The organism is Streptomyces sp. NPDC005808 (genome assembly GCF_042871385.1).
Classification (GTDB): Bacteria; Actinomycetota; Actinomycetes; order Streptomycetales; family Streptomycetaceae; genus Streptomyces.
In genome coordinates, this window is sequence record NZ_JBIAIK010000023.1 from 17,643 (window position 1) to 38,852 (window position 21,210).

The window sequence follows — 21,210 nt, forward strand, 5'->3', positions numbered from 1 at the left end:
GCTCGCCAGGGAATTGCGTAGGTGCAAGGGCTACGTGGGCCGTCTTCAATCTGACTGGTTACGACGACGTGCCGTCCGGGACGCGCGCAGAGCAGTTGCCGGTCCACGAGTAGTGCGGCTCAGGTGAACCTGATCGGCATCGCGGCAGTGACTCACTCCCTGCCGGGCTGGACGGGACTGCCGTCCACCGATGCTGGGTTGGACGGGGCCGGCACCGCTGCCTGTGCCCAGGGCACGCCCAGGGCGGCGAGGGCGGCCTGCTGGTCGGGGGTGAGTTTGTCCCACCTCGCGCGGGTGTTCGATGTCCATACGCCCAGTTTGACGATGATCGGTTCCGTCTCGCCGTCGACCGCGATCTCTTCAGCGTGGCCGCGCGGCGTCGGCCGGTCCGGCCCCTCCCGTTCCACCCATTGCGCGAGGGCCGTCAGGCCGCGCTGGAACGCCTGCTGCGCCTTGCCCGGCTTCGTCGTGCGGGTGGCCGCCGGGGCGGGAGACGGCGCCTCAAGCGGCTGTACGCCCAGCGCAGACAGTCGCTCCTGCTGCTCGGTGGACAGCAGCTCCCAGGTGCCCGGATTTTTCTGCCGCTCCAGCCACTTGCCCAGGTCATCGCCCTCGAACAGGACCCCGGGTTCGATGGCCGGCAGTACGCCGTCGGCGTCGACCAGGTCCGCAAGGACGCGGTAGTGCCGCTGCCAGTCCAGCGGCCACGGGCAGTCCCAGTCCGGGTCGATTGCCGCCAGATGCTTCGCGCGCTGTGCCGCCCGCTCGGTGTCCTTGCCCAGGCCGCCCTTCCGGCGCAGGTTGGCCATGTGCTGCCCGATGGGCACCATCGCCTCGCCCTCGCCCCACACCGCGTCCTGACGCGGAGCGACGTGCCCCATGGCCCGTCGGTAGGACCGCAGCGCGGCGAGCTTGTTCTCCCACGCCTCCTCGCCCGGCTCCCACACCATCCCGGCCTCCGGCGCGTCCAACAGGGTCTTGCGCCGCTCCTCCACCTCACCCGCCCGCAGCGCCTTCCTCTGCTGGTGGACCCAGCGCCCCAGCGGAAAATCCTTCGTGACCCCCACTTCCACCTCGACGTCGTAGGGCACGGCGTAGAGGCCGGTGATCTCGTTCTCCGCCCGCCAGCGGAGCAGGGCCTGGTAGCCCTCCAGCCACACCAGCGACTCGGGCCGATATACCCGGGTGCGCAGGAAGGCCGCGATGGTCGCCGCGCCGCGCGGTGTGGAGAAGTGCAGCAGGGCCGACTCAGCAGCGGCGTCGGTGTCGTCCTGCTCCTGGTCCTCGCCGCCGGCCCCGATGATCCGCCCTTCTTCATCGCGCCGGACGTGGACCCTGCGCTTGCCGCTGGTGAGGGCGCGGGAGGCGAGTTGCTCGACGAGTCGTTCATCGTGTGAGCGCAGGCCCTGAAGGACTGCTACAAGGGGGCGGAAGCTGGCGGAAGCGACCATGTCGGTGGGGTCCTCGCCGGGCTCCAGGAACACCGGCACGATGATCCGCGCGACCTTCGTGGATCCGTCCTTGTTGAGCCGGAGCGCTCGGCCGATGTTCTGCACGATCTCCACCTGCGAACCGCGGGTGTCCGCGAAACAGACGGCCTCGACTCCCCGCTCGCCGGTGATGTCCACGCCCTCACCGAGCACGCGAACACTGGCGAGGAACGCCCGGTGCACCCGGCGCCCGGCCGAGTCGATCCCGTTGGCGAACTGGCGCAGGACCCCGCGCCGCTCGGATACGAGGTGGTCGCCGCACAGCCACACCGACCACACCCGGTCCGGCGGGACGTGGCGGCCGGCCTCCAGCTCGTAGAACTCCGCGTCGATCGACGACTTCGGCAGCTTCTCCGCCTTCGCCAAGTCCTCGTCCGAGGCGTCGTTCATGTACAGCTCGGCCGCCGTCTCGGGCAGCTTCTCCGCGAACGCGGCGGCTTCCTCGACCTTCTGGTGGAACGTCATGACCGTGCGGAGGTTGTAGGCGGCTGCGTGCTCCAGGAGCGCGGTCTGCAGGAGCGCCAGGCGCCGGCCGCGCCGGGCCTCCTCCGACTCCCCGAGGACGGGCGAGGGGTCGCGGATCTCCAGGACGTCGATCTCGAAGCCGGCGAGGATCTCCCGCTCGATCGCCTCCGACAGCCCGAGCTCGGCGAGCCACGCGCCGTAGGTGCCCTTCGGGTCGTCGGCCATGGTCGCGATCTCCGCCTCCTGGCCGTCTGCGCCCCTGCGCGGCTGGGGAGCTGCCAGGATGCGCGGGGTGGCGGTCAGGTAGAGCCGGAAGTCGGCGGGGATGCGGCTGTTGTCGTGGATCGCGGCCCACGGCCGACCAAGATCACCGGCGGTTCCGTGGGCCTCGTCCGTTTTACCGATCCTGAAGATGATCGGGATGTTCGTGAGCTGGTCAGATGCGTCGCGGACATGTTCGCGACGCATGGATTGAGGTGACAGTCACGGGACCGATGACGTGTATGTCGTCGGTGCCTCGGGCGCAGCTTTGTGTCGGTAAGCGTCGTGTTTATGGGATCTGTGCGGTGGCTCGGCGGACGCGTGCGCTGTTGTCGGTGCGGAGGCGCTCGGTGATGGCTTGGTACTCGAGGCGTTCGTCCGGGGGGAGTTGGGCGAGGGTGTGGGCCAGGTTGTGGCGGACGTTGGTGTTGGGGTCCTCGGCGAAGATGCGTGCCAGGGACGGATCCCGGTGATCGGCGCGACCCCAGCAGATCACGGCGGTCTGCCGCATGGACGGTGAGGGGTGGGTGGCCGTTAGGGACGTCGGCGCGAGAGTCAGGCGGTCGAGTGCGAGCACGGTCTGTGCCTGCAGCCAGCCGTGGCCTGGTTTTTGTTCGGGATGGGTCAGGTGGGGGAGCAGGCGCTGTTCGACGCGGATGGCTTGTTCGGCGGTGGCGGCGAGGACAGCGGTGGCGTGCAGGATCTCCGCGGGCAGACGCCAGTCTCCTCCAGTGTTGATCTTGTAGCGGCTCAGGGGGTGCTGGGTGTGTCGGTCGAGGGCGTTGGCCGGGTGCTCTGTGAGATCGTGGTACAAGTCCATGAGCCGTTCGAACGTGTCGTCTCGCACGGGCGCCGGCAGGGTTTCAGCGAGGATGGACAGCGCGCGAACGGCCTCGGAGCGCCGGTCGGCAATGTCGGCGCGATCTTCGGCCCACAGCAGCAGATGCGCTGTGACACGTTCACGCAAGAGCCTGATCGGCTCGCCTGTGCCCACGCTGCTCTGGTCATCGGAGCATATTGTGAGGTATGCCGCGCACTGCCGCGCGGAAGTCCCCATGGCATAGAAGGGGCGGACGGTCCCCACCGGCTCGGCCAGTACAGTGTCGGCCAGTTGCCGCGCGGTCTCGCCGACGGACGGGTCGTCCACCCGCCAATCGGCCAGAAGGGCCGATGCCCCGGTGTGTCCTTGCTGCGCCCGTTCGCGTATCACTGACACGGCCGACGGCAGGTGGGCGCGAAGGCCGGCAAGCAGACCTTCAGCACCTTTTATGTCGAGCTTCCATGCATCCAGCAGGCCTTGGGCGGCCTGATCGGCTACAGGCACTTCGGCCTTGATGCAGGCACCGAAAAAAGCCACCGTCTGCTCATCGAAGAGCCGGGAGACGTTCGGCTCTCTGGGAATCCACTCGACCAACAGGGGCAGCACCTGTTGCGCTGACGCCGCTGGCAGTCGCTCATCGAGCGCTGCAAGCGCTCCGAGGGCCTCCTGGACCGGGTGGATGCCTGTCGACTCCGTCTGCGCGCCTGTGGTGACGATCTCCGTCAGGCGGGCGGCGATGCCCGCGACGGCCCTATCAGGAATGAGATCCGCCTGCTGGCCGATCACTGCTGCGGCCGCGCTGCATACCCACCGTGCACGTACCTCCAGGAGGTCGCATACATCGAGGTACTCGAGAAGCGATGCGGCGGCGGAGCGTACGTCCTTCCTGCGGCCGGCAAGGACGAGTTGACGCACGGCGTGCTTTGTTTCTCCGGCGCGGTTGAAGACTTCGCCGTAGCGCTGGTGGGCGAGGTTCTCGTCGGTCAGCGCACCGGAGATCCGGTCCTGCCACAGCCACTGGTGCGAGGCCCGCAAGGCGTCCGGCAGTCTGTCGTCAACCAGGGCTTCCAGCGCGCTGACGGCCGGGTTGAAGGAGAGGCCGACGAGCCGTGCGCCCTTGGCGCCGACCGTGCGGGCCGAGAGCATGGCCTGGGACGATTCCCTGAACCCGGCGTTGTATTGGTCGGACAGAAAGGAAATGGATCGCAGGGCGTGCCGGGCGTCACCTCCCAGACCCTCTCGGGTAGCGGCCAAGACAGCGCGCCGGTAGACCTCGATGGCCTCGCTTCCGTGGTCTGCAAGGGCCAGGGCGCGGCCGCGGCGCATGTGCACCAGGACCGCAGAGCGTTCCGGTATGCGGCCGCCCAGAGCGCGCCGGTCGAGGTCGGCATAGGCATCCTCTGGGCTCTGTCCGGCTCGTATGGCCAGGTCCGCCAGACAGCACTCCAGCCGAATCCGCAAAATCCCTGCCTGAGAGGTGACAACCTCGGAAGCCAGATCAGCCAGCCCCGCCGTATCATCGTCGGGGTGTTCATCGGCAACGATCTGCTCGATAACCGCCAGCACCAGGCGGGCTGCCAGGGGATCGCCCGCCTGCACCACAGCCACCAGCGCGGTCGTGACCGGCGCGAGGTCGTATCCGTACTCGAACCAGTCCGCCAGCGCCTTCAAGACCACATAAATCTTGGATGCGGTGCCGCCGGCGTCGGAAGCCAGCCGTTCCAGGTGCTGATCCACGAACATGTGATCGCCGGTGTCATACCGGTCGAGCATCAACATGGCCGCGACGGTGAAGGCCGCGTCGGCCTGTCCTGCGGACGCCAGCAGGTCGCGCTGCCGTGTGCGCAGCTGGTCGGCATGCCCGGTGAATGAGGCCTGTTCGAGTTCAAGCGCCAGATCGCCGAAGAGCTCGGCAGCCGACCCTGGTTCCGTCTCCGCGAGTTGCTGCGCGCGGTGGAGGGCGTCCGCCAGGCCCAGGTGCTCGAGCGGGTCGTTCAACAGCGCGTAGCCATGCGGCAGGGACGACACCGGTGGCGTCTCCACCCCACAGAATGCCTTGGCCCACTCTGGACCGAAGACGCCAGCAACAATGGACGGGCGTTCCCGCAGGAATCGGGAAAGGGCGCGTGCGTCGTACAGATCGATGTCTATGTCGTCCTGGTATCGCTCCTGCAGGGCGACGAGTTCGTCTTCCACGGCCGTGTCATCGACGATGCACCCGGTTGCCAGGACAAAACGCACCGTGTTGAACCGACGCTCGGACCACCCCTCTTCGGGGGCCGTTGTGCGGGACGGGCCGGTGAAGTCGGTGACGGCCGCACGGAGCGCGGGCGCGGACAGGGAGACGATCCTGCGCACCTGGTAGACGTGCGTCTTCCCTTCCCGCCTACCAATGAGATCGAGTCCGCCCTGGTCCTGTCCGGAGCGGCCGTAGCCGCGGATGTCGTTCATCCCATCGACGAGCCACATGACCTCGCAGACCACGCGTTCGAACACAGGCGGAGACAGCTCGCCGAAGGGCAGCGCATCGGGGGCGGAGAGGGGTGGGGTGAGGGGTAGTTCACTGCGCCGGCTGACAAGCGAACTGAGACGGATTTCCTCAGAGGCCAGCCTCGCAGCCATCCTGCACTCCTTGCTCGCCACCGAGTTGCGGCGCTTGTTTGCCTCGGGCAGGCACGGCGAACGTTATCGGAACGGACGCTGTTACCGCCTTCGGCGACCGGGGCGTCGGCGCCGCCGCGTGCTTCGAGGTCGGGTTGCCATTTGGTGTGGCCGTTTTTATCCGGTCCTGAGTGCCTCTGGACGGCGGGGAGACCGGGCGGAGAACAGGGGTGGGAGCAAGGTCGGCATGCGTGTGACAGCCTCAGTCGGCACGGCGCAAGGAGCTGAACGCGTCCGTCCGGTTGTCAGTGGCAGGTGGCACTCTTTGAGCATGGCCTTCCGGGGAAAGTGTTCATATCGAAGGTACTCCGACGTACACGGGCGGTGTTCCATGGGCGGTGGTCGGGTGATACGCGTGCATCGCATGGACCTGCCGTCTCCTGACGGCTGCCGTTGGTGTGGCGACGATCCGGGCCACCACGGGTCTCAGTGGGTGGCTTCGGCCGGTCTGCATACGTGGGAGGCGCCGACGCCGCAGCAGCGGTTGATGCGTATGAAGGCGCGGCGCGCGGCGCGTCAGGCCGGGGCGGCTACCAAAGATGCGGCCCCGCGTCCTGCGCGCGACTGACGAGAGCATCGAAGACCGTGGACAGAGCGGCGGGGATGCGGTCTTGGGCGAGGTGTGCGGCGATGCCGACCATGAGGTCTTCCTTGGTTTTCGGTCCCTCAGGGGAGCCGCTCTTGAGCAGGTCCAGCAACTGCGAGCTGAACTTGCCGGCCCGCAGCTCTTCGATCTCCTGGGGTTGCCAGGGACCGCGTTCGGTGTTCGGCTTCCACAGCACGTTGGCTGTTTCGGCCCAGTCGTCATTGGTGAAAAGGTCTTCGAGCTCGTTGGGGGAGCCGAGGTAGAGGCACTCCTCGTTGAGGTCGAAGCCGTGCTCCTTGAGCTTGTCGTCTCGGAAGGCACGCTTTTGGTTGGTTCGGCTGTCTTTGTCGACGACGAAGGCGACATCGCGGCCGTGATCCTTGAGGAACCGGGCGAAGCGCAGCGCGCCTTCGTTGCTGCCGCCGGCCCACAGGCAGATCCCGGCGGACTGAATCGGGAAGCCGGCGTGCTTGCGGAACAGGATGGGGAACGCGGACGTCTCGGATACCCCCTCCACTGCGACGAAGAACCGCTCGTGCAATAGGACGCTGTTGCGGAATCCCAGCGTTGTCGCAATCGTCGACAGATGCCGACGGACATCCTTGTCCGCGCTGTCCTCGCTCAGGACCTCCGCCCGAACGCGGCCCTCATGAGTACGCAAGTGCACCACAGAAGAGATGTCGACTCCGTCGATCAAGTTGAGCGAGTGCGTCGCCACGATGACGCGCGCGTTAGGCCGTGACGACTGCAACTGGATCAGCGCCATGATGCGCCGCTGATGGGAGTAGTCGAGGTGGGTGTCGGGCTCGTCGTAGACGAACACGACATCCGACTCGGACGCCTGAGTGGCGTCGTGTTGCCCCAGGTCGTTGCTGCTTTCCCACAGGGCCAGCGAGATCCGGCGTGAGCGACCGGTTCCCGCCGACGAGAGCGGGAACCGGCGGCCCTGCGAGTCCACAATGTTCAGCTCGACCCCGACGAGTGCCGGACGCACCTGCACCTGAGGGTCCAGTTCCACCGACGGCAAGGCGCACCGCCGCGCGATATGTCCGCGAATGCTGTCGATGTCCGATGTCAGCGAATCGGCGAGGTAATCCTCGAGGTCTGCAACGCGCTTTGCCACCTCATCGGCCCGCGTGTACTCGCGCAGCCGGGAGTTGAGCAGACTCTGGACCACGGCCTCAGGCGCCTGGACCGAGTCTCCCTTGAAATACACCATTGACGGCATCGCGGCGGCTACCTCGGAGTCCGCCGCCACCCACGCGTCGACCTGCTCCATCTGCTGGGCCAGCTCCCGCAGAGGCTGCTCCCAACTGTTCCTCGCGTTCGCCTGCCCGACGGGCTCGACCCCGTGCCTGGCCGCGAGCTCCTTGAGGCCCGCCAGCTTCACCGATTCCAAGTCGCGCAGCTCAGGGTTCTGGCAGACGCGACGTTGGATCTCCAAGAACGTTCCGGCCTCCGGGCGGAAGCGACGGCGGATCTGCACCCGCTCGGGCAGGGCGAAGTGCTGCTGCTCGTCGGCGCTGAGGGTGAACTCGCCCGTCACGGCCGTCTGAGACACCCGTGCGTGCGGTGCGACCGTGTCCCCGTCGGACACAGGCTCCTGTCGGCCCCCGTCGCCGACATAGGTGAGATCGCGCTCGCTCAGTGCGGTTCCGTGGAGCAGGAAGTTCAGCGCGTCCAGCAGCGCGCTCTTCCCGCCCTCATTCTGGCCAGTCAGGACTGTCTGTGGCAGGACCGGAACATCGGCGATATTTGCAAGGCAGCGGAAGCCCTCAACGGAAACGGAGCAAATCTGCACGCACGCCTCAACTCAACAACGATGGAACGGTTTGGACGAACTGTATGGAGGTCAGCTCGAGATCGGGCGGTACGGATAGTGGCCCTTGATGAACCGAGCCAAGAAACCGCCCTTGCTAGGCGAAGCCATCAATGCCGAGTGCACGTCTGGAGGCACGTTGTCGTAGCGGTACACCCCTCCGCTGTGGAACGCGACTTCGAGCACACGCTCCGCCTGGTTGTAGCCCACCGATCGGACGTTGGTGGAGCGAACCGGCTCATGCAACAAGGTGCCTCCAGCGGCCTACGTGACGGGCGTTGCACGATTGACCGAAAGGATAGCGCTGCGTGCTGCTCTCGAAGGCGCAGTTGTGTGAAGCGCCGCCTGCGCCTGGCAACGGCGGCCCTGCGACCTCGGGTTGGCCGATAGCGGCGGATCGTTGACGGCCTCGCCGCTGTCGGCGACCGAGAAGCTGTTGAGCTTCAACGCATCGACGAATGATGTCGGCCAGCTCCCAGCGGCCACTCGCACACTGACTTTCGGCCTGCCCAGGCGACCCCTCGCCCGCCCCACCACCTACGCCGAGGAGGGCTCGCAACGCGGCGTTTCACAGGCCTCGAGAGTGCGATCACCCGATCATGTCCGGTCGGTTCACGGTTTCTCACGGCACTGACCGGTTCGGTCATGCTTTCGGGCAGGGCCTTCTGGCGCCGCTCACGAGCTCGACGAAGGACGGAGTTCTCATGGCCTCTCCTACCGCTGCGCCCGGTGTATCTGGTGGGGCGTCGTCGCCGTTGGGGCAGCGGCTGCACGGACTGCTGAGTTCCGAGCGCGTTGTCGGTGACCTGCGGCGTTACTTCGGGATCGGTCTGCCGCCCGGCGTGATGCCGTTCACCGGTAGTCGGTTCGAGCATCTGGCGGGTGGGGGAGACCGGCCCGAGGTCGCCGACCGGATCACGGCGGAGGACCTGGTCGCGGTGCAGACCCTGTCGGTCACCGTTCCGGCGCCTGTCGCGCTGGACATTCTGGAGGGCCCTCTCGGCGTGCGGCTGTCCGGTCTGCTGCACGCCATACCCGGGGACATCAACATGGTCGACACCGACGCGGATGTGGTGGCCGACGACTCGCCGGCGGACCAGGCCTGGCATCTCCTGCGCGATCAGCCCGATGTCGGATGGGTGATCGCGGGGAAGCTCCTGGCCCGCAAGCGCCCGCAGCTGCTCCCCGTCTACGACCGCGTCGTCCGCTGCGCTGTCGGCCGACCGCCGTCATTCTGGCTCGCCCTCCACACTGCGCTGCGTGAAGACGGCGCTGCTTTGCACCGCCAACTGCTGGAGCTGCGCCAGGTCGCGAGGGTGCCGGAGACGGTGAGTGCGCTGCGGGTATGCGACGTGGTGGTGTGGATGGGGCATCGGGCGGAGGGGCACGCCTGTCCTCGCTGACGTCGGCAGCGAGGTTGCCCTTGCGGCGTTCTGGCGTGTGAGGGTGACGGACTTTACCAACCGTCACTGACGTGTGTGGGACGTTCGAGTGGAGTGGTTTGCGGGTGCAGGGGAGGGGTGTGGACTGCGGGCTGAGGTGCCGCTGCTGGGGCGGTTCCCGGTTCGGAGGGGCGGCACACAGTGGGTGGTCGGTTGGTGGTGGGTGAGTTACGGGTGCAGGAGATCGTGCGTGGGGACGGCCGGGTCTGTTACACGGTCGTGGATGCGGACTGTTCGGTGGTGGCGGAGGCGGACGGGTTCCTGCGTACCTGCGCCGCGGGTACGGACCGTACGTACGCGTATGTGCTGGTGGATCATCTGCGGTGGCTGCGGTTCGCGGGCCTGGACACAGGGTCGGTGTCGCTTGAGGACCTGCGGCACTACATGGCGGCTCTGGGGGCGGACTATCCGGGGCCGTTCGGTCTGCCGTGGCGGGAGGGGAAACGCCCGTACGGGCACAGCGCGTTGAAGACCGCGGCGGCCTGTCTGAAGGGCTTCTACCTCCACCTGGGCATCCACGGTGTGACCCCCACACTGGCCGAGGCACTGCGGGCAACACGGCTGCCGACGCGGGCGGACCGGCGCCGGGCGATGCTCGGACACGTCCTGCACAGCATGCCCGCGAACCCCCTGGCTCCGGCGGAGCAGGTGCGCCGGCATCCGAAGATGCTGCCCGAAGGCGCCCGGGAGGTGCTGTTGGGGGCGGTGTCGTGCGCGCGGGACCGGATGGTGGTCACGTGGCTGGCCGACGGCGGGTTCCGGATCGGTGAGCTGTGCGGCCTGCGCTTGGTCGACCTGCACCTGCGCGAGCAGGCCGCGTGCGGGCAGTGCCGGGGGCCGCATGTGCACATCTGTCACCGCGAGGACAACGTCAACCGGGCCCGGGTCAAGACCAAGACACCCTGGACATGGCAGGACAACGCCGTAAGCGGCGGGACGGTGCGCCGGGCGAGTCCGGCGATGATCCACACCTACTTCGAGTACATCACCACCCAGTACCCCGCCCAGTCCGTTCACGGCATGCTCCTGGTCGGCCTGCACGGCCCCTCCCGCGGGCAACCGTGGACCACGGCTGCGGCCCGCGGCATGCTGCGCCGTGCCGCGGCCCGTATGGAGATCGGCCGGGTGGTGCCGCACGCCTTCTGGCACAGTTTTGCCACGGCGGTGCTGGACGCGGCACGGGGCAACGCGGTGATCGCGCGGGAGGCCGGCGGCTGGGCCTCGGCTGCGACCGTCGAGCAGGTCTACGGCCACGTGGACGTCCACGACCCGGTCTTCACCGCAGCGCTGGAGCAGGTGTGGGGGACACGGCCGTGATCCCGCTGACGCTGCTGCCCGGCTGCACCGACAGCACCCGCGTCGGCCGCGACCGGCTCGAACTGCTCACAGCCCTCATCGGGGCCCCCGCATTCGACCCGCTCTTCAGCGACAGGCTGATCTTCATCCCGCCTCAGCATCCGGTCTACGCCTGGCAGTGCGCCGTTGACGGCTGCCTGCGTATCCGCCGGGTCAGCCACAACCTGTGCAACACGCACAACCTGGAGTGGGAGGAGGCCGAGCGGACGGGGCAGACCAAGCGCGCCTTCATGGATGCGGCCACCGCTCTACCCGCCGCGCGGGGAGTGGACTACGGCCGATGCCTGATCTGTCCCGACCGCCCGGCGATCAGTCCCACCACCCGGCTGTGCCAGCAGCACCAGACCAGATGGCAGTACGGCGAGGCCGCCGGCATGGACCAGGACCGGTTCGACCCCTGGGCCCGTACACAGCACCCGCTTCCCGGTTACGGCTTGTGCACGGCACGGTGCCCGTTCCTGGCCTGTACTTCCCTGGGGCTGTGCCTCCAGCACCTGAACCGGTACAAGATCGAAAACCGCCCTGGAGGAGCCCGGTCGCAGAACTTACACGGCCCCCTCAAGGACGGCCGACCGCTCCCGGTGACCTACGGCGACGAGAAGGCATTCCGCGCCTGGTGCGCCACTGCGGAGCCGGTCACGCAGCCAGGGCTGGTCAACCTTCATGGCCTGTCCCCGCTGCTGAGGGCCGAGATCCAGTGGGGCCTGCACGCCCATGCCCAGTCCGCACAGCACTCCGAGTGGACCACCAACGGCATCAGGAATCTCGTCAGATATTGCTGGCGAGGCAGCATCACGTCCCTGATGGACCTGCACGACGAAGGCTACGCAGGCCTGACGCGCAAGCAGATGGACTCCGAGGTCCGCAAGATCATCTGGGAAGTCGTCAACGGTCTGCGCTGCGTCTACTACAGCCCCTCGGACACCAAGGACGCCGGCTTCCTGGAGACCGATCACTTCGGACGGCGCTTCAAGAACGCCCAGAGCAACTTCGACGTCACCGCCGTTCCCCAGCGATGGCTGCGCGACCTGCTCTGGGACCACCTCGCCGAGTGGCTCCGGTCCCCGCAGTGCCCCCGCACCAGAGGCCCCTTCGAGCAGATGCGCCGCGCCGCCGTCGAACTGGGCGTCTTCCTCCAGGCCGACGCCCCCGACGCCGGCCACGACCCCTCCGCGCTGCGCCGTGAGCACGCCGAGCGGTTCGTCGCCGACCAGCGCCACCGCGCCCGCCACAACCTGCCGTCTCTGGGCATGGTCCTGGTCGACGGACGATCCCCCACCGTCACCGACCTGAGCTGCCAATTCGTCTTCAACGGGGCACGCAAGCTGCTCTACAGCGCCATCACCGCCGGGCACGCCGAACGCCTCGGCATCGACACCGGCTTCCTGACCGCCATCCCCTTCGGCGGTACCGGCCTCAAGCCGCGCTCCCGCAACCCCTTCAGCGACGACGTCGCCCGCGCGTTGATGGACGAGACCAACCTGCGCCGCCTGGAGGAGCTCGACCTCAACGACCGGGGCCTGCGGGACATCTGGGAGACCATCGTCGCCACCGGGCGCCGCTGCAGCGAGGTCGTCGGACTGCGCCTGGACTGCATCGGCCGCTACCGCGGTCTGGCCATGCTGTGGCACGACCAGACCAAGGTCGGCAACTACAACGAGGGCATCCGCATCCCCGAGCCCGTCTACCAGTGCCTCGATGCCCGCCGCGCCAAGACACTCCACCGCTTCGAAAAACGCTACGGCCGCACCCCAACAGCCGCTGAACGCCCCGGCCTGGCCCTGTTCCCCTCCCGCATCCGCAACCCCAACGGCCGACAACCGATCTCCTACGGACACTTCAACCAGCGCTTCAAGACCTGGATCGCCGACCTCGACCTCGGCGGCGCCTACGTCGCCCACCAGGCCCGCCACACCCTGGCCACCAACCTGCTGCGCGCCGGCGCCACGCTCACCCACATCCGCCGCTACCTCGGCCAGCTCTCCGAACGCATGGCCGAGCACTACGTGAAGATCACCAACAGCGACCTCGAAGACGTCCTGAACACCGTCTGGGTAGCCGGGCCCGGCGCACCCCACCCAGGCGAACTCCTCTCCGGCGACACCACCCCCATTGCGATGTGCCGGTGTGGTGTCAGTGGGTGGTGTCAGTGACGGCATGTCAGGTCATGGTGTTTTCGCTGTTGGTGGGGTGTTGAGCGTGGGGAGTCACTGACATGGGGCGGTGTCTGGTGCCGTCGTGGCTGTCATGGGGCGGTACACCCTTCCCTGTTCCGCTGTCATGGGAACGGCACTTCTGATCCTTCGAGGGCCGGTCGGCGGCACGGTGGTCGGCGTCGGGTTTGGGCGTCGGGAGGGTGTGGGGTGGGGGAGCCGGGCGTGTGGGGTGAGGTCACGGCGGGGTTGAGGGTGTCCAGGCCGGTGCTGGTGGCGCGGCTGCTGGAGCTCGAGGCGGCGGGGGCGTTGACCACGGCGCACGTGCGTGCGGGCGCGCAGGTCGGTGGGGTGAATGTGCGCACGGTGTGGCGCTGGCTGGACGCGGCGCGGACGGAAGGCCGTGTGGAGCGCAGGCCGCGGGCCCGGCTGGAGTTGTCCGACCAGGTGTGGGAGGTGCTGGCACAGGCGGGCGGGAACGTGTCGGTGCTGCACCGGCATTTGAAGGATGCCGGGGGAGAAGTGCCGTCGCTGGCGTCGCTGTACCGGGTGGTGCGGCGGGACCTGGAGGCCGGCCGGGTCTTGCCGGACCGCGTGGTGGTGCGGCGGGAGCGGGAGGAGCAGCGGACACGGCAGGCGCTGGTTGACCTTGCGCTGGCCGGGACGCGTGAGGGCGGCGCGGCGAAGACGGTGGCGCGCCGGCCGCCACACCCCGCGCCGGCGGCGGCGTCCGCGGTCCTGCCGTCGAGGGAGAGCGGCGCGATGGCGGGTGTGGCGTTGCCGGCGGGAGCACAGCTGGTGCGGACGTCGTCGGTGAGGGCGGTGGCCGAGGCGGTCGGGCAGGCGATGGCGGCTCAGGGCGCGGTGTGTGTGTTCGGCGACCCGGGCCGGGGCAAGACCGTGGCCGTGCGGATGGCGCTCCACGAGGTCCCGCCGGGCTGGAAGGTGACGTGGGTGCCGGTGCCGGTGCGCCCGTCGGTGTCCGGCATGAGGCGGGCGGTGTTCGATGCTTTGGCGCTGCCGGGCCGTTTCCCGCACACGTCGGCGTTGGCCGACGCCGCGGTCGCGGGGGCTTTGGGTGAGGCGCGGGTGTTGGTGGTCGATGAGGCGCAGCGCTTGCCTGTGCCGTGCCTGGAGTACCTGCAGAGCCTGTGGGACGACCCCGGCACGCGGATCACGCTGGTGCTGTGCGGGTCGGGCAGCGAGCGGGCGCTGGCCCGGCTGCCGCAGCTGGCGTCGCGGGTCGGCGGGTGGCAGGAGGTTCCGCGCCTGGCTGCAGCGGAAGTGGCGGCCGTGGTGACCGGCTTCCATCTGCTGTGGCGTACCGTCGCGGCCCCGGATCTGACGTGGATCGACCAGTCGTGCGCCCACGGCACGTTCCGCATGTGGGCCGCTTTGACCGCGCACCTGCAGAACGCGCTGCTGACCACCGCTGACGCGGCCGTCGACCGGGCTTTGCTGAGGCGGCTGTTCAGGAGGGTCGTGCCGCCGCTGTGAACCAAGCGCTGTGCAAGAGGCGGGAGGGCGATTGAAGGCGCTCGGCACGCACACGATGTCCCACCGCGGGAGGGGAGCTGACATGGAGGACGGTGACGCCGTCCGCGCAGGCGGCGGATTGCCCGCGGCATCGAGGACGGCACTGCGCGGTCCGGCGGTACGGCGGCTGCTCGCTCTGCGGGCGGGGAAAAAGCTGACAGCGGGCCATGTGCGGGTGGCTGCAGACGCGTTGGGGGTGGCGGAGCGCACGGTGTGGCGGTGGCTGGCCGCGGCTGAGGGTGATGAGGCCGCGGCCGCCAGTCCTGGTGCCCAGCCCCGGGCCGGTGCGACGTTCACGATCACGCCTGAAGTCCGTGGGCTGTTGGCGCTGTGGAAGGGGAACGTGCGGGCCGTCCATCGCGAACTGGTCCTCCGTGCCGCTCGGAAGTCTCCGCCTGCAGACGCACCGTCGCTGACGACGCTGCATCGCGCGATCCGCCGGGACCTGACGCCGGGGGAGCGGGCCGGGCTCGCGGGAGGGGAGCGGGCGGCGCGCAAGCACGATGTGTTCCTGGCCCGGCCGCGGGGTTGGCGCAACCAGGCATGGGAGACCGACCACATGCAGGCCCCGGTGTTGGTCGACGTCGATGGCACCGCCCGCAGGCCGTGGATCACGTGGTTCACCGACTGCGCGACGAACGCGATCACCGGCGTTGCGGTCACGCCGGGGGATCCGTCGCGGGAGTCGGTGCTGTCCGCGCTGCGTTCCGCGGTCCTGCGCGAGGATCCCTACGGCCCGTTCGGTGGCCTGCCGGAGAAGGTGCGTGTGGACCGTGGCAAGGACTTCCTGTCCAGGACGGTGACCGCTGCGTTCGATCTTCTGGACGTGACGGTGGAGGACCTGCCCGCCTACACCCCCCACCTCAAGGGCACCGTGGAGGGTCTCAACCGGGCGGTGGAGAGCATGTTCCTGGCCGCGCTGCCCGGCTACGCCCGCCAGCCGCGTCCCGGCAAGCGGGCTTCCCGCCCGAAGGACGAAGTGCTGCTCGGCTTCGAGGACTTCACCGGCCGGCTGCTGGCCTGGACTTCGTGGTGGAACACCGAGCATCACCCCGCGCCCTTGCGGGGAAAGACTCCGCTTGAGGCGTGGCAGGAGGATCCGACCCCGCTGCGGGACGTGCCCGCGATGGATCTGTGGACGTTCACCCTTGAGGACGCCGGCACTCGCACGCTGACCACCCGCGGGGTGCGCTTCAGGAAACGCGACTACGTGAGCGCGTGGATGACCGGTCAGGCCGGGATCCAGGTCCGGGTCCGTTTCATGCCCCACCACGATCACCGGATCGAGGTCTACCATGCGGCCACCGGCCGTTACTTGGGGTCTGCGGACCTGGCCGATCAGGCCACCGAGGAACAGGCCAGCGCCGTACGGCGAGCACGGGCCGCCCGCACCCGCCGCCTCAAGAAGGACCTGGAGGCTTCCCAGCGCGAGCGCTACGCCGCCGTGAACCAGCCCGAGGCCCCTCAGCGGCTCGGCGCGCTGACCACCGCGCAGGCCGAGGCCGAACTCGCCCAGGCCACCGACACCGACCTGTCGCAGCTGTCGCTGCCGGACCTCATCCCGCCCGCCGCGCCGCCGGCCGGGTGGCGTACCCCTGCTTCCCTGGCCGCGCTGACCACGCCAGAGCGGCCCACCCCGCTCCCGTCCGGCCGTGATTCCGCTCCCGCTGCGGACGGCCCCGACGGGCGGGCCGCACGTCCCACCACCGACAAAGACGGAGACGCCTCGTGACCGCGGCCACCTACCAGTACGTCGACCTGCCCGACGCCTCCGTGGTTACCACCCGGGCCCTGCTCACTGCCCGGGAGAACATCACCGACACCGTCGCCGCCCGCGCCATGATGTGCATCCACGGCGGCGCCGGCTTCGGCAAGACCCTCGCCGTCAACACCTGCCTGCGCGAACTCGAACCCGGCGAGGACGTCCGAAAAATCACCTTCCGGGCCCGGCCCACCGCCCGCGCGGTGCGCTACGAACTGTTCACCGCGCTCGACCTGGCCGGCGAACCGCCGCGCCACCCCAGCGAGTTCGACCGCCTGCTGAAGACGGCCCTGGCCGAACGCCCCCGCACCTTCCTCGTCGACGAAGCACAGTGGCTTAACGGGGAGGCGTTCGAATACTTCCGCTACCTCTGGGACGAACCCTCAACCCAGCTCGCCATCATCTTCGTCGGCGGCGCGGGCTGCCACACCGTGCTGCGCCGCGAACCGATGCTGTCCTCCCGCGTCTTCATCTGGCAGCAGTTCACCCGCCTCACACCTGACGAGGTCCTCGAGGTGATCCCGTTGTTCCACCCGGTCTGGGCCGATGCCGACCCCGAGGACATCACCTTCGCCGACCAGCATGCCGCGCACGGCAACTTCCGCGCCTGGGCCCAGCTGACCGCCCACACCCGTACCGCACTGGCCCGCACGGAACGCTCCGTGGTGGATCAGGAACTGCTGCGCTGGGCCTTCAGCCGACTCGCATGACCCCGATGCCGCCCGCCCCGCTCCCCGCCATGGGAGTGCCGGCCCTCACCCTGGTCATGGACCCCCACGACGATGTGGTCCACACCCACGCCGCCCTGGCAGCGCACCATCCGCCATCGGGCCGAATCACCCTGCACCCCGGTCCCGGAACCACCAGCGACACCGCGCTCGCCCACGACCTCCTGTCAGCCTTGGGCAGACCGCCGCTGCTGCCGGGCCGCTTCCCCTCAGGCCGGCAGCCCGCCTGGGAAGCGGCCACCGCATGGGTGACAGCCCAGCCGGTCACTCGTCTGACCGTCCTGCGTGCCCACCGCCTGACTGCCCGCCGCGCCGAACGCCTCCTCCATCTGCGCGCCGTCACCGGCATCCACCTGACCCTGGTCTGCCACCGCCCTCGTCTCCCTGCCGCTCTGCATCAGGCCCTTGAAGCGGTCGACCACGTAGTCATTACCGACTCCGAGGCCGCCCAGCATTACTACGACGACGGTCCGCCCGTCTCCACGGACGACGCGGGCGAATCTGTCCGGCGGTCCGGCCGCTGGATCACCCTGCCCGCTTTGGACCGCCTCGTTTCCTACGACAGCCCCGCCTCCTGCCGGGCCTCTTGCGCACCGCCGCCGATCGTCTGGCGACACCGTTCACAGCCCGCGTCTCTCACCGCGCACACTGCCCGGGAAGTCGCCCGCCGCCTGGCCGACTCGACCGCTCACCCCCGCCTGGCCGCAGCCCTGGCAGCCGCGCTCTTCACCGGCGCCTCCTTCCAGCAGCTTGCCACCGCCGGCCTCCGCGACTACGACGACACCGAGGCCACGCTCGCCCTGCACGACCGCGCCCGCTACACCGACGGCTGCGCCGGCTACCCCGTACCGCCCTGGGCGCGCGTCTTCTTGCGGGCTGCGGCCTGCTTCGCCCGCCTCGTACCCGGCGATGATCAGGAGCTGCTCGCCGCGCCCGGGGATCGTACGCATCTGCTGCGCTTGGCGGAGACGGCGAGGCTGCGCCCGCCGCAGCCTCCCGCCGCCAGGCGGACCGACCGGGTCGGCCGCGTCGAGTGGGCCTGGCGCGAACAGCAGGAAGCCAAGAAGTACGACGCAATGCTGGGCGTACGCGAGAAGCCCTCACGGGGCTGAACGGCCTCGCCGGCGAGATCGGCCGCCTGCCTCGCGGATTCCCGGCGGCGAGGAGGTCATCCGATCGAGAAGTCGGCGAACTCGACGTCGGTGAAGGCGATATGCAGGCCATGACCGCGTCGGCCCCCGTCGCGGAAGTAGGCATGCCCGAGCGCGCGGGCGAGGATCACCATCTGCTGCTGCTCGCCCGCGCCGGCGTCCCGGGCGGCGAACAGTTCACGGGCCACCTCTCCCGGCAGGTACTGGGTGATCCACCGGACCCGCGGATCGTCCGACGACCCTGCAGGCGCCGCGAATCCGAACCGTGCCCTGGTGTGGATTACGAAACCGTCCGCTTCCGCCCTGGCCCGTTGGCGCACGCGGACCCGGGGCTGCCAGCGCGCCCTGACGACCTCATCGATCCTCCTTGTGTGCGCTGCGCTGGGACGCCGTCGTATCCCCGGCCGACCGGCGACCCACCGCTGCACGGTGCGCTGTGAAACGCCCACAAGACGCGCAACGTTCTTCGTAGAGCCCTTCTCCGCTCTATGTCGTCTCAATGTGATTGCAGGCATGGATGATCTGAAGTGGCAGCTGACCTGTGATGCTGCACCAGCTGAGAATGGTTTCAAGAGGCGCAGGAAACGCTACTTTTCGGGCTCGAGTGTGGCCTTGTAGTCATTTGAACTGCAAGGATGCATAGTGTGAGATTGGCCTGCATTCCCATTGAGACGGCTATTGGTCGGCATGGATTTGAGGTGAGGCTGTGAGCGTATCTGCGGCCTGGCCGGGGGTGCGTGGCATGATCGCGCTAGGGTCAGCGCGGTGCGCGAGGACCAGATCGATGTCGTAGCTTCTGGACGGAGAACACTGTCACTCGATCGCGAAACTGCTCGGCGTCTCCCACAACAGCATTTACAGCTACGTGCCCGAACCGAAGGGTGGCCGTTCGAGGCCGGCGCCGAACAGACCGCGAAGACCTCCATTTTCTGGTCGTCGGCCGGGTCCGCGGGTCCCGCTCCGTGACGTGCGGAGCAGGACCCATTGCTGGTGGGCAGCCGTTCAGGATGCCTGTGTAGTACGGGTTCGGGGAGACGGGCGGGAGGGGTGCAGCGCCTCGGTCAGGAGGCGCAGGTCGAGCCAGTAGCGAAGTCGCACGCCGGGCTGGTCTGCTTCCCTGTCCTTGCCGGTGCGGTCGGTCGTGGCCCCTTCCCAGCAGGCAGCGACCGCTTCGCGGAACGCGGACGCGGCTTCGGCGTCGACGTCGGCCGCCGCGAACTCCACCAGCACCCGCTTGGGCTCCGGCTGTTGCGTCTGCTCATCTTCCGGCTGATGGGAGGTACTGGTGCTGGGAGCCCGGCGGGCGGGAAGTGCTCGGGCCGTCTGCTGTCCGCGGTGCTTGCGGGCGGTGTCCGAGGTGGCGGCGAGGATGATCTCCAGGTGTTCGGCGAAGTACGGGCCCGGGAGCGGGATCTCGTACTCGGGATGGTGTGCGTAGCCGGCGGCGACGACCGCGGCAACGTAGTCCATGACGGCGAGGGTTGCCTCTGTGAGCGTGCGTCCAGGGGGAGTGAGGTGCTCCAGGACGCGCAGCAGGACGGGAACGCTCGGCTCTGCAAATAGTTCGTAGCCGTCTGGGTCTTCATCGTCCGGGATGTTGCTCTGGTCGTGCCAGAACGCGGCCGCGTGGCGGTCACCGAGGGCGCGGTGATGGAGGTAAAGGCAGTACGCGGCGGCTGACACTCCGGCGCCAGCCGCGTACTGCCACCAGAACTGCGCACCGTCGTCGGCTTCGGCCAGGTGCAGCAGGCAGCCCAGGATCCAGGCCCAGCGGGGCCCAGGTACCTGCTCGGTGATGAAATCGGCGATCTGCCCGGGCAGCGAGTGGGTGATCGCCGCTTCGCACAGGGATCGCAGGTGCGCTGCTGCCGTTTCGTCCGCCAGGTCACGGGCCCAGCCCTCGGCCAGTGGCAGGCCGTCGGGGGGCAGGCCGGGGTAGGCGTCGTCGTAGGCAACGGTGTCCGCCGGGATGTGCGGATCCTTCAGCTGCAGGGCGCGGGTGAGGAGGTCGTCGATGGTGCTCATGTCGGGTTGATCACTCCCGGGTCGTCGTCGGGATGGTGGATGCTCTCCAGGGCCCCTCGGGCGTGGTGGTCGATGGCGTGAGTACGGGCCGCGGACAGACCGAGGACCGTGTGAACCGCCTGGGCGTCCAGGCCGCACAGGTAGCGCAGGACGACGACGTCGAACTGGTCCTGAGGCAGCCGACCGACAGCGTCGAAGAATCCGGCCAATGCGCTGATCTCGGCGAAACGTGCCGTGAGGTCGCTGATCAGGCTCTGGGTGACGGTGGTGAATGCCGCCGGACGCAGATCGGGGTGCCCGTCACGGTGACGGTGGGCGCGGAGCGTGACGCGAGATCGCAGCAGGCGCCAGGCGTGACGGCGCACATCAGGGCTGGCGACGGCCTCGTCCCAGCCCAGCCAGAGGATGTCGAAGGCCTCCGCGACGACCCAGTGGGCGCGCCGGTCACTGTGGAGTAGGGCGCGGGTGTACGCGGTGTAGGGCTCACGCATGGCCTCCGTGAACGCCTGGTGTGCCAGCGGTGGCACCTCCGGCTCGAGCGGGCGCACCGCGTGTATGCGCTCCTCGATCCACGCCTGGTCCTTGTCCGCCTCGCGTGCTCCCGCCGTCCACAGCCGGCGCAGCGGCCAGACGGGGAGGTCGAGGGCGTGGACCATGCTGTAGGTGATCTCCCAGCCGGGGTAGTACTCCGCCCCGCGCAGGAGCGTGGAGATACGGGTCTTGGAGTAGCCGGTGAGGCTGACGAGTTGGTCGAGGGTAAGACCGGAGGCGGAGATCCGGCCGCGCAGCGGGTGCAGCCAGGCCTGGTGGCAGGGGCCCGCCTTGTCCGACACCGGGTCCGACTTGCGCCCACGCTTCGCCGACTCGCTCCTCCTGGCTGGCTCGACCTCCGTGGGCTGCTCGGGCACCGAGCGCGGCGCAGGCGTATCCGGCTTGCCGCCGCTTGTGCCGGATG

At 68.8% G+C, this 21,210-nt stretch carries 14 protein-coding genes; 7 read left to right on the forward strand and 7 right to left on the reverse strand.

Translation table 11 applies throughout. The annotated features are described in order from the left end of the window. Positions 1–152 precede the first annotated feature (152 nt). The 4 genes from ACFYPC_RS34275 to ACFYPC_RS34290 form a co-directional block, all read right to left on the reverse strand. Complete coding sequence (locus tag ACFYPC_RS34275) at positions 153–2,423, reverse strand: Helicase associated domain protein (protein ID WP_391891041.1); 2,271 nt, start codon at positions 2,421–2,423, stop codon at positions 153–155. A gap of 82 nt (positions 2,424–2,505) precedes the next feature. Beyond that, on the reverse strand, positions 2,506–5,658 hold the full coding sequence (locus tag ACFYPC_RS34280) for a HEAT repeat domain-containing protein (protein WP_391891043.1): 3,153 nt from the start codon (positions 5,656–5,658) through the stop codon (positions 2,506–2,508). Between the two features lie 569 nt (positions 5,659–6,227). After that, positions 6,228–8,084: an AAA family ATPase gene (locus ACFYPC_RS34285; protein WP_391891045.1), complete on the reverse strand. Its 1,857-nt coding sequence runs from the start codon at positions 8,082–8,084 to the stop codon at positions 6,228–6,230. Between the two features lie 51 nt (positions 8,085–8,135). Further along, positions 8,136–8,351, reverse strand: coding sequence for a KTSC domain-containing protein (locus ACFYPC_RS34290; protein ID WP_391891047.1), 216 nt, complete (start codon positions 8,349–8,351; stop codon positions 8,136–8,138). A gap of 455 nt (positions 8,352–8,806) precedes the next feature. Between ACFYPC_RS34290 and ACFYPC_RS34295 the strand changes: the two genes are divergently transcribed. From ACFYPC_RS34295 to ACFYPC_RS34325, 7 genes are all read left to right on the forward strand, one after another. Then, on the forward strand, positions 8,807–9,505 hold the full coding sequence (locus ACFYPC_RS34295) for a DUF6308 family protein (protein ID WP_391891049.1): 699 nt from the start codon (positions 8,807–8,809) through the stop codon (positions 9,503–9,505). 213 nt (positions 9,506–9,718) lie between these two features. Then, on the forward strand, positions 9,719–10,861 hold the full coding sequence (locus ACFYPC_RS34300) for a tyrosine-type recombinase/integrase (protein ID WP_391891050.1): 1,143 nt from the start codon (positions 9,719–9,721) through the stop codon (positions 10,859–10,861). Then, the gene (locus ACFYPC_RS34305; protein WP_391891052.1) at positions 10,843–13,053 is read left to right on the forward strand and encodes a tyrosine-type recombinase/integrase; all 2,211 of its coding nucleotides are present in this window, start codon (positions 10,843–10,845) and stop codon (positions 13,051–13,053) included. The genes ACFYPC_RS34300 and ACFYPC_RS34305 overlap by 19 nt, the downstream gene beginning before the upstream one ends. Before the next feature lie 267 nt (positions 13,054–13,320). Further along, positions 13,321–14,550, forward strand: coding sequence for an AAA family ATPase (locus tag ACFYPC_RS34310; RefSeq protein WP_391891054.1), 1,230 nt, complete (start codon positions 13,321–13,323; stop codon positions 14,548–14,550). 82 nt (positions 14,551–14,632) lie between these two features. Continuing rightward, complete coding sequence (locus ACFYPC_RS34315; RefSeq protein WP_391891056.1) at positions 14,633–16,321, forward strand: Mu transposase C-terminal domain-containing protein; 1,689 nt, start codon at positions 14,633–14,635, stop codon at positions 16,319–16,321. Continuing rightward, a complete protein-coding gene (locus ACFYPC_RS34320) occupies positions 16,318–17,061 on the forward strand; it encodes an AAA family ATPase (protein ID WP_391891058.1) in 744 nt (247 codons plus the stop codon). Before ACFYPC_RS34315 ends, ACFYPC_RS34320 begins: the two co-directional genes overlap by 4 nt. Then, positions 17,058–18,191 (forward strand): hypothetical protein, encoded by a 1,134-nt coding sequence (locus ACFYPC_RS34325; RefSeq protein WP_391891060.1) that lies wholly within the window; start codon positions 17,058–17,060, stop codon positions 18,189–18,191. The genes ACFYPC_RS34320 and ACFYPC_RS34325 overlap by 4 nt, the downstream gene beginning before the upstream one ends. A 56-nt stretch (positions 18,192–18,247) precedes the next feature. Here the strand turns inward: ACFYPC_RS34325 and tpg are convergent, their stop codons facing one another. From tpg to ACFYPC_RS34340, 3 genes are all read right to left on the reverse strand, one after another. After that, a complete protein-coding gene (gene tpg / locus ACFYPC_RS34330) occupies positions 18,248–18,745 on the reverse strand; it encodes a telomere-protecting terminal protein Tpg (protein WP_391891062.1) in 498 nt (165 codons plus the stop codon). 487 nt (positions 18,746–19,232) lie between these two features. Then, positions 19,233–20,255, reverse strand: a complete 1,023-nt coding sequence (locus ACFYPC_RS34335) for a DUF6207 family protein (RefSeq protein WP_391891064.1) — start codon at positions 20,253–20,255, stop codon at positions 19,233–19,235. Beyond that, complete coding sequence (locus ACFYPC_RS34340; RefSeq protein ID WP_391891066.1) at positions 20,252–21,163, reverse strand: XRE family transcriptional regulator; 912 nt, start codon at positions 21,161–21,163, stop codon at positions 20,252–20,254. The genes ACFYPC_RS34335 and ACFYPC_RS34340 overlap by 4 nt, the downstream gene beginning before the upstream one ends. Positions 21,164–21,210 lie beyond the last annotated feature (47 nt).